The sequence below is a fragment of the Bacillus pretiosus genome, assembly GCF_051294775.1.
Classification (GTDB): Bacteria; Bacillota; Bacilli; order Bacillales; family Bacillaceae_G; genus Bacillus_A; species Bacillus_A wiedmannii.
Genome location: NZ_JBPPHF010000004.1, coordinates 399,609 through 414,368 on the forward strand (window position 1 = coordinate 399,609; position 14,760 = coordinate 414,368).

Consider the following 14,760-nt stretch of genomic DNA (forward strand, 5'->3'; position numbering starts at 1 on the left):
AATCGTATAAGGAGGTGTTGACTGTGTCATTTGCATCAGAAACAAAGAAAGAGCTAACGAATCTTGAGGTGAAGGAATGCTGTGAGAAAGCAGAATTATCAGCGTTACTTCGAATGAACGGATCGCTTTCTTTTTCAAACCGTCGTCTATCTATCGATATTCAAACGGAGAATGCGGCAATCGCAAGAAGGATTTATACGCTTTTGAAAAAAGGATATGACGTGACGGTAGAATTACTTGTTCGTAAAAAAATGCGATTGAAGAAAAATAATGTATATATTGTGCGGCTTGTTGAGAAGTCTCGCGAAATATTAGCTGATCTTCATATTGTTCGAGACGACTTTTCGTTAATTCGAAATATATCCCAGGAATTAATCGAGAAGAAATGTTGTAAACGATCATATTTACGAGGTGCATTTTTAGCAGGTGGTTCAGTAAATAACCCAGAAACATCATCTTATCATTTAGAGGTCTTTTCGTTATATAAGGAACATAATGATGCTATATGTGAATTGATGAACGGATTTGATTTAAATAGTAAGACGTTGGAAAGAAGAAAAGGGTACATTACGTATTTAAAAGAAGCAGAAAAGATTACGGAGTTTTTAAATATTATAGGCGCTCATAATGCACTTTTAAGATTTGAAGACATTCGAATCGTTCGCGATATGCGTAATTCAGTAAATCGTTTAGTGAACTGCGAAACAGCCAATTTAAATAAAACAATTGGTGCAGCGCTAAGGCAGATTGAAAATATCCGTTATATTGATGAGACAGTTGGCCTTGATATATTACCAGATAAACTGCGAGAAATTGCACAATTACGAAGAGATTATCAAGATGTAACATTGAAAGAGTTAGGCGAGATGGTATCCGGGGGGAAAATTAGTAAATCGGGTATTAATCATCGTTTGCGTAAAATCGATGAGATTGCAGAGAAATTACGCGCGGGGGAAGCGGTAGCAAAAAAATAAGAGGTTAAAGGGGAAATGGAGCTGTGGTTCAAAAACGAGTTAAGGTTTCATTAAAAAACGGTTTACAAGCACGTCCGGCTGCGTTGTTTGTACAAGAGGCCAATCGCTTTCATGCGGATATCTTCATCGAGAAAGATGGAAAGACAGTGAATGCAAAGAGCATAATGGGGATTATGAGCTTAGCAATTGGAACTGGTAGCATGATAACAATTACAACAGAAGGTTCAGATGCAGAAGAAGCTTTAGAAGCATTAGCTGCATATATACAATAAGAAGCTATCGCGCATGTGCGATAGCTTTTTTGTTTTGTTATTTGGTGTTGGGAGTCGGGTATGTAGGGGGCGCGTGCTTGTCGAGGATTGTCGGTAAGTCGATAAGTTGTGTCGAATCGTCGATATATTAAAATAATCGCCGATATATTTAGGGGTATACTAGGTGGGATATGTGAGCGGGGAACAATATATAAAAGAAGCGCCCAATTATAGAGCGCTTCCGCTTTTAATTATATCCAGCTTCAGCGGCTAGAATGGTCGGTGGCTTCGCTTCTTCCGACGAGGTAAAAAGCACCTCTTTGTCAGAAGCTCCATCCTCCTCCCATTCTGAACGAGCCGCTTCCGCTTTTAGTTATATCCAGCTCCAGCGGCTAGAATCTCCGGTCGTTTCGCCCCTTCATTCGAGGCAAAAAGCGCCTCGGAATCAGGGGCTCCATCGCCCTGCGATTCTGAACGAGCCGCTTCCGCTTTTAAGTATTAACGATTTGTAAAGATCTTATCGATTAAGCCGTATTCTAGAGCTCTTTCAGCTGTCATGAAGTTGTCGCGGTCTGTGTCGCGTTGTAGTACTTCAAGTGGTTGACCTGTGCGGTCAGCAAGAATTTGGTTTAGTTTTTCACGTAAGAATAGGATACGTTTTGCAGCGATTTCGATTTCAGTCGCTTGACCTTGTGCTCCGCCAAGTGGTTGGTGAATCATTACTTCACTGTTTGGAAGTGCATAACGTTTTCCTTTTTCACCTGCTGCAAGTAAGAATGCACCCATAGATGCAGCCATACCGATACAGATTGTTGATACTTGTGGTTTAATAAATTGCATTGTATCGTAAATTGCCATACCTGCTGTGATAGAACCACCAGGGCTATTGATGTAGATGTGAATATCTTTTTCTGGATCTTGAGATTCCAAGAATAAAAGCTGGGAAACGATTGAGTTAGCTACGTTGTCATCAATTGCACTACCAAGCATAATGATGCGGTCTTTTAATAGTCGAGAGTAAATATCGTAAGCGCGTTCTCCACGATTTGTTTGTTCAATTACTGTAGGAATTAAATTCATCTGTTATTTCCTCCTTCTAAAGCTTTCTTAGTCTTATAATACAATTATGGTCAATAAAGGTCAAACGAAACCACTTTAAATCAAAAAAATATGTAGTTGTACCATGAATTATTCGCTATGTTTTTGAAATTCCCTGCTTATGTATCTTCAACATCATAACCGAATTACATAAATTTAAACGTCATGAAATCTGTAGTAAAAAGAAAAGAACGCCTTTTTACTGAAGCGTTCTTGTGATATCTATTCTTTTAAAAGATAGGTTACTTTATTTAAAATCTTTTCGATGTGTTTCGCATTTTTACTATACATTTCGCTCGCTGATTTCGACTTTGTTTCTAGGGAAAATAGTTCAAGATCAGCATGACATTTTTTTAAAGATGCTAATAATAAAGGCTTGTTTTGAGGAGAAGGCATTTGTAGTTTGTCATTATAAATGTCGATAGTAAGTTGTCCGTATGAATCCACTTGACCGAGAAAGACATTTTCAATAACAACACCGAGCTTTTCTAGTTCAGAATGTAACCAAGCGCGGTTATGTCCACTAGAGGATAGAGGTTCATCTAAGACATTGCCATCCATAATAACAGTTTGTGGTTCTTTTTCATTCGGTACTTTTAAGCCAACGTCTTTTGCTGTAAGTGGTTGGCGATCTTTCTTCAATAATACATTTAATTCTCCGCTCGGTTCTAAGACAGCAAATTCAACTTCAGCTATACTGAATGCACCATTTCCTCTAAGAAGTTCAAGTAACTCATCACTTGTGTATTTTTCTTTCTTTAAATTATCCTCAAGTACTTTGCCATCTTTTATTAACACTGTAGATTTTCCTTCAAAAAAATCTCTAGCAGTTTTGTTTTTCAAGGAAAGAATTCCAACGAAAAAAGGTACCGAGGCGAAAATAAGTATTGCAAAGACACCATGGAAAAACTTTTGATCAAGCCCTGTAGCTATTTGAGCAGCGATATCACCGATTGTCATTCCCGCTATGTATTCAAAAAAGGAAAGCTGAGAGATTTGCCTTTTTCCTAAGCACTTTGTAATAGTGAATAAAATAATTAATATGAATACAGAGCGAAGGATGACAAGTGTCCATTCCGGTAGGTGAGACATAGTCATTTCCTCCAGTCTACTTAAAACCCTTTATATTGAGGTTCTTCACGTTCTAATACTGAAACTCTATTCTGTAAATCAGCGATGATGCTGTCCATTTCTAACATACATTCATGAAATACGCGTTTTGATTCCGCGTCCTGTGAATTTAGTGAAAGGGAACTTAAGCTTGCTTGAGCTCCCCGTACACTAGCAAGGCAAGTTTTAACGCTAGCGATAACTGTCATACGAACACCTTATCCTTTCGGTTTGAATAGCAAAGCTCCAATGAAGCCGAAAATAATAGCTGCGGATACGCCGGCGCTCGTTACTTTAAACATGCCGGTAATGACGCCAACGATGCCGTGTTTTGCAGCTTCTTCCATTGCGCCGTGAACGAGGGCATTACCGAAACTTGTAATAGGTACAGTTGCCCCGGCTCCAGCAAAATCAATTAATGGTTCATACAAATTGAAGCCGTCTAATATAGCACCGGCAACAACGAGTGTTGCCATTGTATGAGCGGGTGTTAGCTTGCCGACATCAAACATAAGTTGTCCGATTACGCATATGAGTCCGCCAATGACGAAAGCCCAGAAAAAAATCATTGCGTTGCACCTCCAAATTCAATCGAAACGGCGTGAGCGATACACGGAATCGTTTCTTCTTGTTGGAATGTAAGTGGAGATAGTAAAGCGCCTGTCGCAACGACAAGTATTTTTTTGAACTCTCCTCTTTTCATTCGGTTTAATAAATGACCGTACACGACTGTTGCGGAACATCCGGGTCCGCTAGCACCAGCTATGACAGGTTGCCCTTCTCTATAAATGAGTATGCCGCAATCTTGAAACTGTTCGCTCGTTACTTTTGTTCCGTGTTTATGTAGTAGGTCATAAGCAATTTCGCGACCGACATGTCCAAGATCACCTGTTACAATTAAGTCGTAATAAGAGGCGTCAATTTGTCGTTCGCGTAAATGGGCCTCAATCGTATCGACAGCTGCTGGGGCCATCGCACCACCCATATTAAAAGGATCTGTTAATCCCATATCAATCACTCGCCCGATTGTGGCAGAAGTTACCCTAGGACCATGTCCAGTGTCGCTTAAAATAGCCGCACCTGCCCCGGTTACTGTCCATTGTGCGGTAGGCGGTTTTTGACCGCCGTATTCAGTTGGATATCGGAACTGCTTCTCTACAGCAGCGTTATGACTAGATGCCCCAGTTAATAAATATTTTGCGCCTTTTGCATTTACAATGCTTGCCCCGAGTGCTAATCCTTCCATAGAAGTAGAACAAGCGCCAAATAATCCGAGATATGGTGTGCCGAGTGTGCGGCAGGCAAAGCTTGTTGGAGTGATTTGATTAATTAAATCTCCTGCAAGTACGAATTGAATATCGTCTTTACGAAGTTCTGCTTTTTCAGTAGCACGGCTACAAGCTTCTTCGAACAAAATTTTATGTGCTTTTTCATAGGAATCCTGGCCGAGCCATAAATCTTCATGAAGGATATCGAAGTCTTCTGGAATGTTTCCTTTTGCTTCAAACGGCCCGCCAACGACTCCTGTCGAAATAATAACTGGTTTGTTTTCAAATACCCACGTTCGGTGTCCTTGTAACATTTATAGCCCTCCCCATTGAACGAGAATCGTTTTAATAAGTGCGATGACGAAAGCTGAAAATACACCAAACAAAATAACAGAGCCGGCTAATTTAAACATATTTCCTCCAACGCCGAGTACGAACCCTTCTGTTCGATGTTCGATACATGCGGCAATAACAGAGTTACCAAATCCAGTGACGGGTACAGCTGTGCCTGCTCCAGCAAACTGCCCAAAGCGGTCATATACACCGAAACCAGTTAGTAACATGGAAATGAAAATGAGAGTTGCGACTGTTGGATTTCCTGCTGAACGCTCAGTGAAATCAAAATATGTGATATAAAACGTAGAAATGAGTTGTCCGATGAAGCAAATAAAACCACCGACGAAAAAGGCTTTAATACAATTTTTCAAGACAGGGCGCTTCGGTTCGCGTTCTTGCTCGAATTTTTTATACTCTTGTTGCACAGGGGTTAAGTTCTTATCTTTACTAGACATTGCGATCCTTCCTTTTCTATTAAAAAGCGTTAAGTGTTAGACTCCATTTTTTTCCCAATGAGTTTTAATTGCTTATTGATCTCGTCTTTAGATACTTCTTTTTTCTTAATTTTGCTCTCAAGCTTTGCGAGTAACATAAAGATTTTTTTATCAGTACTTACACGAACATCGAAAGTAGGATGCTCATCACTTAGCTGCTTTTGAAGCTTCTTACGCAGAGGTTTTAATCCAAACCTTTCGTGATGCTCAGGTAGAACTGCTATGTAGAGATCTAAATTTGAATTTACTGCTGTGCTTTTTATAATTTCATCCATAGCGAGAGCCCTTTTCTTGGCTCCTTGTGATATAGATTGATTAAAGGATTCCGTACTCGTCTTTGTTAGTTTGGGACCTTTTTCTTTCTCCGTTCGTTTTGCTTCTTCTTTCACTTTTTTATCTAAGGGACTATTATCACATCCGGTAAAAGAGCTACATAGAAGGGCAAATAATGCGGTTATGAGACCGAGTTTTCGCATGATTATCATTCCATTTCTATTGCAATATGTAATGTGATAGAAAAAGGATGACTGCATATCATCCTTTTTCTATTTCACAGCATGACTAATCCGTTATTGCTGTGAGTATTGTGGTTCTTCTTGTTGGACTTCTTCAACACGTGGGTTTAAAGAATCGATAATCGTTTGTGTTTGCTCTGCAGCTGTTTGGAAAAGTTGCTTTGCTTGTTGGTTATCCGTATCAAGAGCGAATCCCTCTAAGCTAGCTTGTGCACTTTTTAATCCAGAAACAGTTTGTTTTAGTTTTGTAATTACAGTCATTGAATGAAGCCCCCTTTGGAATATCAATTCAAAGGTTATAATTTGTGAGTTGGGGTGAATTTATGATTGGGAATTTTAGGGGATAGTAATTTGTTAATATATTCCTAACTAAGGTACATAAAGGATTACAGGGATATTTTTATTGATTTAGATGGATTTTATTGCTATTATTATGAAAAGAAAATGAAGTATTTTCTATAATCATGCGCCCATAGCTCAGTCGGATAGAGCGGTGGTTTCCGGTACCACGTCTGCCGGGGGTTCGAATCCCTCTGGGCGCGTTATGTATTGTTGGTGTTACGTGTTGAAAATAAATAGTAAATTTAAAACAACCTCTTGTATGTGATTAGAAATAATCGTGTATAGGGGGTTTTTGTTATGGTCCTACAAGGTACTTCTGTTAATTTTATAATGAGTTTATACTAAAATTATCTAAAAATTATAGTATGAGGGGATTGCGGGTGCGTAAAATTAGTGGATATTTAAGTGTTTTAGGGGATAACGAACGTAGAACCGTTGCTGTATCTGATTCTGGTGAAATTACAGGCGATGAAATGTTGAAATTTATGTTAAATATGGAATTGCACTATAAAGAAATTGATAGGGGTTGTTTTGGACCTAGTCACTATTTGCCTAGCGGAGACTATCATAAGGATTTAATAGCGATTGTCTTTACGGCTGAAATGATGTTAGACGACATGGAATTAGAAGGTGAATGGCCTGCTGAAGAAGGGGATGTTATATTTAACGAAGCATAATGAATCTATCTGCATAAAAAGGTCTGCACTTACAAATATAAGTGCAGACCTTTTTTATTAACACTTGTTATATCTGATAATAATATTTACTATTAGTATGTGGTAATAATTTTATCGCGCTATTATTTTCTTTCAATATTATTCAAATTTCGGTTGTAAGTTGTAAATCTCATTAATACATATAAATTAATAATATTTTGGAATGGGTGTCTGTGATAGCATTCTCCTTTTACCAAACTTATTGTACAATAGAAACAAGGGGGAGATTAGTTTGAAGGCAAGTCTTTTACAAGAACAAAGCTTACGTTTGGCAATGACACAAGAGTTAAGGCAAGCGATTACAATGCTCCAGTATAATGTACAAGAATTATCGGAGTTTTTGTATGAGCAATCGTTAGAGAATCCCCTTATTGAGTTAGGTGGTTTTGAGAGGGAGAAGAAAAAGAGCTCTAACAACAGTAAAAGTACCAGCAAACAAATCGAGAATCAGATGGAAATCTACAGTGTGGATTCAACAACGATTCAGCAACATTTATTAAATCAAATACAGTATTATAAAATAGATGAAGAAGAGCGAAAAATAGCTTCTTTCATTATTATGAACATGGATGGAAATGGGTATTTACAAGAAACGAACGAAGAGTTAGCGGATCTCCTTTCCGCACCGATTCATGAAGTCGCCCGCTTTGTAGAGCTTGTCCAATCACTCGAGCCAGCAGGGGTAGGAGCGCGTAATATTCAGGAATGTCTAACTTTGCAATTGAAGCGCTTACAAAGACGGAATGGATTAGCGGAAGAGGTTATAGAGGATCACTTCGCTTATTTCGTGAAGAAAGATTGGCGAAAGCTCGTTCAAGTGTTGAAGTGTAGTAATGAAGAATTGCAATCGGCGGTGAACTGTATTACGTCATTACAGCCGAAACCAGGTCTTGCGTTTTCTTCTGATAAACCGGTTTATATTGTGCCTGATATGGCGGTGAAAAAAGATGGTGATCGTCTCGTTTTACAAATGAACGAGAGAAATATGCCGAGAATTGAAATTCATTCTGAGTATAGTGCGCTTCTGAATAATAGTGAAAGTGAAGTAGCATCTTATGTATCAGAAAAGTATCAGCATGTGCAGTGGATTATGCGCAGTTTAAAACAGAGAAAACAAACGCTTCTGCAAGTGATGACTATTATTATGGAAAAACAACGTGATTTCTTCTGGGAAGGTCCAGAATATTTAAAACCGCTTGCTTTAAAAGAGGTAGCGGAAGAGTTAAGTGTGCATGAATCTACAATTAGTCGTGCAACGCGAAATAAATATGTGCAAACACCACATGGTTTATTTGAGATGAAATCTTTCTTTAGTAATGCTATTTCGACTACTGAAGATGAAGCAGTTTCTACAAAGCGTGTGAAACGATTTATCCAAACGCTTGTTGAGGCGGAGAATAAGAAAAAGCCACTTTCAGATCAAAAGATTTCAAAATTATTAGAAGAAGAGCATGAAATCGTTATTTCTCGAAGAACAGTGGCGAAGTATAGAGAACAAATGCACATTCCAGCGTCATCATTACGAAAAACGATCGGATAGGTGAAGAATATGAAAGTTGTACTGTATACAAAAAAAGGTTGTGGCCTTTGCGTGCAGGCGAAACAAGTTTTAGAGGAAGTACAATGTGAATATTCTTTTCAAATCGAGGAAATAAATATATATGAAGATAATGACCTTTTAGAAAAATATCACTTAATGATTCCGGTGGTAGAAATAGGCGGAAAACAAGTAGAATATGGTAACATTCACAAAGGTGTCATAATAAACTATATAAAGAATGCAGTTAAGAGTTGAATAAGTTTCTATCTCCTGTTACAATAATACACGTAGCAGGGATTATTTTTTTAACCTATGTGGGACACAAAATGTCACTACGGGACGTAAAGTGACCACGAGGAAAAATGAACCAATGTAGTGAGGAGAAAAGATATGCGCTCATGGATTCAGAACACAAAAAAATTATTACCTGATCTGCTACCTGTTATGCAAACGAGAATGCAAATTCTTCAATACATTAGGCTCATGCAGCCGATTGGAAGAAGAAACCTGTCAGCAAGTCTCGGTATGACAGAACGAGTATTGCGAAGTGAAGTTCAAGTTTTGAAAGAACAAAACTTAGTTCACGTCGCTTCTTCTGGAATGACTTTGACAGAAGAAGGAACAGCTTTAGTTCTTGCTTTGGAAGACTTTATGAAAGAAATTTCCGGGTTAAAGGTTTTAGAAAAGCAACTTAAGGAAACATTAGACTTGGATGAAGTTTTCGTTGTCCCTGGTGATAGTGATGAATCACCTTGGGTCAAACTGGAGATGGGCCGTGCTTGTGTGACTTGTATAAAAGACCGTCTGACAGCGAATAATATCGTTGCTGTGGCTGGAGGAACTACGCTAGCTGCTGCTGCGGACATGATGCAGCTTGATTGCAAAGATTTACATATGCTATTTGTCCCAGCGCGTGGTGGAATTGGAGAGGGTGTCGAATTAGAAGCCAATACCATTTGTGCCAAGATGGCACAAAATACGATGAGTAATTATCGCTTATTGTATGTTCCAGACCATGTTAGTAGCGAAGCATATGCGTCTATTGTGACAGAGCCTTCCGTGAAAGAAGTTCTTGAGTTGATTCGATCTTCCAATATCGTCATTCATGGAATAGGTGATGCGTTAACAATGGCACGTCGCAGAAATACTTCGGAAGCAGATTGGTTAAAGATTCAAGCAAGCGAAGCAGTAGGCGAAGCTTTCGGTTACTACTTTAATGAACAAGGAAATGTTGTTCATAAAGTAAGAACAGTTGGTATGCAACTTGAGGATTTACAACATGTATCTCACGTTGTTGCAGTCGCTGGAGGTTCTTCAAAGGCAAAGGCAATACAGGCTGTAATTAAACAAGGGCACACTTCAATTCTAATTACAGATGAAGGTGCAGCAAAACAGTTAACAAAGGGTATTACCCTTTAATATAATCCCCCAAGGAGGAAATTCAAATGACTAAAATTGGTATTAATGGATTTGGACGTATCGGACGTAACGTATTCCGCGCAGCTCTTAACAACTCTGAGGTAGAAGTAGTAGCAATCAACGACTTAACAGATGCTAAAACATTAGCTCACCTTTTAAAATATGACACAGTTCACGGAACTTTAAATGCAGAAGTATCTGCTAACGAAAACAGCATCGTTGTTAACGGTAAAGAAATTAAAGTTATCGCTGAGCGTGACCCAGCTCAATTACCATGGAGCGACTACGGAGTAGAAGTAGTAGTAGAATCTACTGGCCGTTTCACTAAAAAATCAGACGCTGAAAAACACTTAGGTGGATCAGTTAAGAAAGTTATCATCTCAGCTCCAGCTTCTGACGAAGATATCACTGTAGTTATGGGTGTTAACCACGAACAATATGATGCAGCTAACCACAACGTAGTATCTAACGCTTCTTGTACTACAAACTGTCTAGCTCCATTCGCTAAAGTATTAAACGAAAAATTCGGCGTAAAACGCGGAATGATGACAACAATTCACTCTTACACTAACGACCAACAAATCTTAGACTTACCACACAAAGATTTACGTCGTGCTCGTGCAGCAGCTGAAAACATGATCCCAACATCTACTGGTGCAGCTAAAGCTGTAGCATTAGTATTACCAGAACTTAAAGGTAAATTAAACGGTGGCGCTGTACGTGTTCCAACTGCTAACGTTTCTCTTGTTGACTTAGTTGTTGAACTTGACAAAGAAGTAACAGTTGAAGATGTAAACGCAGCATTCAAAGCAGCAGCTGAAGGCGAATTAAAAGGTATCCTTGGATACAGCGAAGAGCCATTAGTATCTATCGACTATAACGGATGTACAGCTTCTTCTACAATCGATGCATTATCTACAATGGTAATGGAAGGTAACATGGTTAAAGTACTTTCTTGGTACGATAACGAAACTGGTTACTCTAACCGCGTAGTAGACCTAGCAGCATACATGACTTCTAAAGGTCTTTAATTCTTAATTATATAAGTAATCAATGACAAAACGAGGGAGAGGGTTTGTTCCCTCTCTCTCTTCTTTCGTTTTAAAAGCAAATGTGTTAAGCTTTTGAGTGGGTTTTGTCAATCCTAACTAGTAGTCGGAGGGAAATCCAATGAACAAAAAATCAATTCGTGACGTAGATTTAAAAGGTAAGCGTGTATTTTGCCGCGTTGATTTCAACGTACCTATGAAAGAAGGCAAAATTACAGATGAAACTCGTATCCGTGCAGCTCTTCCTACAATTCAATATTTAGTAGAGCAAGGTGCGAAAGTTATTTTAGCAAGTCACTTAGGCCGTCCAAAAGGTCAAGCAGTAGAAGAATTACGTCTTACTCCAGTAGCAGCACGTTTAGGCGAGCTTCTTGGTAAAGATGTTAAAAAAGCAGACGAAGCATTCGGACCAGTTGCACAAGAAATGGTTGCAGCAATGAACGAAGGCGACGTATTAGTTCTTGAAAACGTACGTTTCTATGCGGGCGAAGAAAAGAACGATGCAGAACTTGCGAAAGAATTTGCAGCTCTTGCTGATATCTTCGTAAACGATGCATTCGGTGCAGCTCACCGTGCTCACGCTTCTACAGCAGGTATCGCAGACTACCTACCAGCAGTATCTGGATTATTAATGGAAAAAGAGTTAGATGTACTTGGAAAAGCACTTTCTAACCCAGAACGTCCATTCACAGCTATCATCGGTGGTGCGAAAGTAAAAGATAAAATCGGTGTAATTCGTCATCTATTAGACAAAGTAGATAACTTAATCATCGGTGGCGGACTTGCTTACACATTCGTTAAAGCTTTAGGTCATGAAATTGGTCTATCTCTATGTGAAGACGACAAGATCGAACTAGCTAAAGAATTTATGCAACTTGCAAAAGAAAAAGGCGTAAACTTCTACATGCCAGTTGATGTTGTAATCACAGAGGAATTCTCTGAAACTGCAACAACTCAAATCGTAGGTATCGACTCTATCCCTTCTACTTGGGAAGGCGTGGACATCGGTCCTAAAACACGTGAAATTTATGCAGATGTAATTAAAAATTCTAAGCTTGTTGTATGGAATGGACCAATGGGTGTATTCGAAATGACTCCATTCGCAGAAGGTACAAAAGCAGTAGGACAAGCATTAGCAGATGCAGAAGATACATACTCTGTTATCGGCGGTGGTGACTCTGCAGCAGCTGTTGAAAAATTCGGTATGGCTGATAAAATGAGCCACATTTCTACTGGCGGCGGTGCGTCATTAGAATTCATGGAAGGCAAAGAGCTTCCAGGTGTAGTTTGTCTTAACGACAAATAAGTAGCAGCCAAAGAAAAAGGACGGTGCAAAGCATGCGTAAACCAATTATCGCAGGTAACTGGAAAATGAATAAAACTCTATCTGAAGCAGTTAGCTTCGTAGAGGAAGTTAAAGGTCAAATCCCAGCAGCTTCAGCTGTTGATGCAGTAGTTTGCTCTCCAGCTCTATTTTTAGAGCGTTTAGTAGCAGCAACTGAAGGAACTGATTTACAAGTAGGTGCACAAAACATGCACTTCGAAAAAAATGGTGCATTCACTGGCGAAATTAGCCCAGTAGCACTTAGCGACTTAAAAGTAGGCTACGTAGTACTTGGCCACTCTGAGCGTCGTGAAATGTTTGCTGAAACAGATGAGTCAGTAAACAAAAAGACTCTTGCAGCATTTGAACATGGTTTAACACCAATCGTATGTTGTGGTGAGACTTTAGAAGAGCGCGAAAGCGGAAAAACATTTGATCTAGTAGCAGGTCAAGTGACAAAAGCACTTGCAGGTTTAACAGAAGAGCAAGTTAAAGCAACTGTTATCGCTTATGAGCCAATCTGGGCTATCGGTACAGGTAAATCTTCTTCTTCTGCAGATGCAAACGAAGTATGTGCGCACATCCGTAAAGTTGTTGCAGAAGCTGTTTCTACAGAAGCTGCAGAAGCTGTTCGTATTCAATACGGCGGTAGCGTAAAACCAGAAAACATTAAAGAGTATATGGCACAATCTGACATCGACGGCGCTTTAGTTGGCGGTGCTAGCTTAGAGCCTGCTTCGTTCTTAGGTCTTCTGGGGGCGGTAAAATGAGAAAGCCAACAGCTTTAATCATTCTTGATGGTTTCGGACTACGTGAAGAAACTCATGGGAATGCTGTAGCACAAGCTAAGAAACCTAATTTTGATGGTTACTGGAACAAATTCCCTCACACAACGCTTACAGCTTGTGGTGAGGAAGTAGGTCTTCCAGAAGGTCAAATGGGTAACTCTGAGGTTGGTCACTTGAATATCGGTGCTGGCCGCATTGTATATCAAAGCTTAACACGCGTAAACGTTGCAATTCGTGAAGGTGAGTTCGATCAGAACGAAACTTTCCAAAATGCAATTAAAAGCGTAAAAGAAAAAGGTACTGCTCTTCATTTATTCGGTTTACTTTCTGATGGTGGTGTGCACAGTCACATGAACCATATGTTTGCTCTTCTTCGCTTAGCAGCAAAAGAAGGCGTGGAGAAAGTTTATATCCATGCATTCTTAGATGGCCGCGATGTTGGACCACAAACAGCAAAAGGTTATATCGATGCAACAAATGAAGTAATTAAAGAAACAGGAGTAGGACAATTCGCGACTATCTCTGGTCGTTATTACTCTATGGACCGTGACAAGCGTTGGGATCGCGTAGAAAAATGTTACAGTGCTATGGTGAATGGTGAAGGCCCTACTTATAAATCAGCAGAAGAGTGTGTAGAAGACTCTTATGCGAACGGTATCTATGATGAATTCGTATTGCCGTCTGTAATTGTTAACGAAGATAACACGCCAGTTGCAACAATCAATGATGATGATGCAGTTATCTTCTATAACTTCCGTCCAGACCGTGCAATTCAAATTGCTCGTGTATTTACAAACGAAGACTTCCGTGAGTTCGATCGTGGTGAAAAAGTACCTCACATTCCTGAATTCGTTTGTATGACACATTTCAGTGAAACTGTAGATGGTTATGTGGCATTCAAGCCAATGAACCTTGATAACACATTAGGTGAAGTTGTTGCGCAAGCGGGATTAAAGCAACTTCGCATCGCGGAAACTGAAAAGTATCCGCACGTTACATTCTTCTTTAGCGGTGGTCGTGAGGCTGAATTCCCAGGAGAAGAGCGTATTTTAATTAACTCACCGAAGGTTGCAACGTATGACTTGAAACCTGAAATGAGCATTTACGAAGTAACGGACGCTTTAGTAAATGAAATCGAAAATGATAAACATGATGTTATCATTCTTAACTTTGCAAACTGTGATATGGTTGGCCATTCTGGGATGATGGAACCAACAATTAAAGCAGTAGAAGCAACTGACGAATGTTTAGGAAAAGTTGTAGAAGCGATTCTTGCAAAAGATGGTGTAGCACTTATTACTGCTGACCATGGTAATGCTGATCAGGAGTTAACTGCTGATGGTGGACCAATGACAGCTCATACAACTAACCCGGTTCCTTTCATCGTTACAAAAAATGATGTAGAGCTTCGTGAAGGTGGTATTTTAGGAGATATCGCTCCAACAATGCTTACGCTTTTAAATGTGGAACAACCGAAAGAAATGACAGGTAAAACAATTATTAAATAATTTGCTTATATAAAAAGGAGAGAATTTA

18 protein-coding genes and 1 tRNA gene are annotated in these 14,760 nt (G+C 39.3%); 11 read left to right on the plus strand and 8 right to left on the minus strand.

What is annotated here, in order from left to right:
* Positions 1-23: 23 nt before the first annotated feature.
* Positions 24-974, plus strand: a complete 951-nt coding sequence (gene whiA / locus ACSG5Z_RS22080) for a DNA-binding protein WhiA (RefSeq protein ID WP_000006569.1) — start codon at positions 24-26, stop codon at positions 972-974.
* A 23-nt stretch (positions 975-997) separates the two neighbouring features.
* Positions 998-1,246 (plus strand): HPr family phosphocarrier protein, encoded by a 249-nt coding sequence (locus ACSG5Z_RS22085; protein WP_000250305.1) that lies wholly within the window; start codon positions 998-1,000, stop codon positions 1,244-1,246.
* A gap of 477 nt (positions 1,247-1,723) precedes the next feature.
* Here the strand turns inward: ACSG5Z_RS22085 and clpP are convergent, their stop codons facing one another.
* The 8 genes from clpP to ACSG5Z_RS22125 form a co-directional block, all read right to left on the minus strand.
* Positions 1,724-2,305 (minus strand): ATP-dependent Clp endopeptidase proteolytic subunit ClpP, encoded by a 582-nt coding sequence (gene clpP, locus ACSG5Z_RS22090; protein WP_001049163.1) that lies wholly within the window; start codon positions 2,303-2,305, stop codon positions 1,724-1,726.
* Positions 2,306-2,545: 240 nt separating this feature from the next.
* A complete protein-coding gene (locus tag ACSG5Z_RS22095; RefSeq protein ID WP_435712126.1) occupies positions 2,546-3,415 on the minus strand; it encodes a DUF421 domain-containing protein in 870 nt (289 codons plus the stop codon).
* 20 nt (positions 3,416-3,435) lie between these two features.
* Positions 3,436-3,642 (minus strand): DUF1657 domain-containing protein, encoded by a 207-nt coding sequence (locus ACSG5Z_RS22100; RefSeq protein WP_002167398.1) that lies wholly within the window; start codon positions 3,640-3,642, stop codon positions 3,436-3,438.
* Positions 3,643-3,651: 9 nt separating this feature from the next.
* Positions 3,652-4,002 (minus strand): stage V sporulation protein AE, encoded by a 351-nt coding sequence (spoVAE, locus tag ACSG5Z_RS22105; RefSeq protein WP_000575919.1) that lies wholly within the window; start codon positions 4,000-4,002, stop codon positions 3,652-3,654.
* Positions 3,999-5,015: a stage V sporulation protein AD gene (gene spoVAD / locus ACSG5Z_RS22110; protein WP_087983063.1), complete on the minus strand. Its 1,017-nt coding sequence runs from the start codon at positions 5,013-5,015 to the stop codon at positions 3,999-4,001. The genes spoVAE and spoVAD overlap by 4 nt, the downstream gene beginning before the upstream one ends.
* Positions 5,016-5,492 (minus strand): stage V sporulation protein AC, encoded by a 477-nt coding sequence (gene spoVAC, locus ACSG5Z_RS22115; protein WP_435712129.1) that lies wholly within the window; start codon positions 5,490-5,492, stop codon positions 5,016-5,018.
* A gap of 29 nt (positions 5,493-5,521) precedes the next feature.
* Entirely contained in the window at positions 5,522-6,007 is a 486-nt protein-coding gene (locus ACSG5Z_RS22120) for a hypothetical protein (RefSeq protein ID WP_435712130.1), read from the minus strand.
* Between the two features lie 93 nt (positions 6,008-6,100).
* Positions 6,101-6,307, minus strand: a complete 207-nt coding sequence (locus ACSG5Z_RS22125; RefSeq protein ID WP_000216160.1) for a DUF1657 domain-containing protein — start codon at positions 6,305-6,307, stop codon at positions 6,101-6,103.
* Positions 6,308-6,512: 205 nt separating this feature from the next.
* Between ACSG5Z_RS22125 and ACSG5Z_RS22130 the strand changes: the two genes are divergently transcribed.
* The 9 genes from ACSG5Z_RS22130 to gpmI all read left to right on the plus strand — a co-directional run bounded on the left by ACSG5Z_RS22130 (position 6,513) and on the right by gpmI (position 14,732).
* Positions 6,513-6,588, plus strand: a tRNA-Arg gene (locus tag ACSG5Z_RS22130).
* A gap of 180 nt (positions 6,589-6,768) precedes the next feature.
* Complete coding sequence (locus ACSG5Z_RS22135) at positions 6,769-7,065, plus strand: hypothetical protein (RefSeq protein ID WP_435712132.1); 297 nt, start codon at positions 6,769-6,771, stop codon at positions 7,063-7,065.
* A 271-nt stretch (positions 7,066-7,336) separates the two neighbouring features.
* Positions 7,337-8,644, plus strand: a complete 1,308-nt coding sequence (rpoN, locus tag ACSG5Z_RS22140) for an RNA polymerase factor sigma-54 (RefSeq protein WP_435712133.1) — start codon at positions 7,337-7,339, stop codon at positions 8,642-8,644.
* Positions 8,645-8,653: 9 nt separating this feature from the next.
* A complete protein-coding gene (locus ACSG5Z_RS22145) occupies positions 8,654-8,899 on the plus strand; it encodes a glutaredoxin family protein (RefSeq protein ID WP_435712135.1) in 246 nt (81 codons plus the stop codon).
* A gap of 135 nt (positions 8,900-9,034) precedes the next feature.
* Positions 9,035-10,063 (plus strand): gapA transcriptional regulator CggR, encoded by a 1,029-nt coding sequence (cggR, locus tag ACSG5Z_RS22150; RefSeq protein WP_001258183.1) that lies wholly within the window; start codon positions 9,035-9,037, stop codon positions 10,061-10,063.
* Between the two features lie 26 nt (positions 10,064-10,089).
* On the plus strand, positions 10,090-11,094 hold the full coding sequence (gene gap / locus ACSG5Z_RS22155) for a type I glyceraldehyde-3-phosphate dehydrogenase (RefSeq protein WP_000161234.1): 1,005 nt from the start codon (positions 10,090-10,092) through the stop codon (positions 11,092-11,094).
* A gap of 139 nt (positions 11,095-11,233) precedes the next feature.
* Positions 11,234-12,418 (plus strand): phosphoglycerate kinase, encoded by a 1,185-nt coding sequence (locus tag ACSG5Z_RS22160; RefSeq protein WP_001036333.1) that lies wholly within the window; start codon positions 11,234-11,236, stop codon positions 12,416-12,418.
* A gap of 32 nt (positions 12,419-12,450) precedes the next feature.
* Positions 12,451-13,206 (plus strand): triose-phosphate isomerase, encoded by a 756-nt coding sequence (tpiA, locus tag ACSG5Z_RS22165; RefSeq protein ID WP_001231043.1) that lies wholly within the window; start codon positions 12,451-12,453, stop codon positions 13,204-13,206.
* Complete coding sequence (gpmI, locus tag ACSG5Z_RS22170) at positions 13,203-14,732, plus strand: 2,3-bisphosphoglycerate-independent phosphoglycerate mutase (protein ID WP_001231145.1); 1,530 nt, start codon at positions 13,203-13,205, stop codon at positions 14,730-14,732. Before tpiA ends, gpmI begins: the two co-directional genes overlap by 4 nt.
* Positions 14,733-14,760 lie beyond the last annotated feature (28 nt).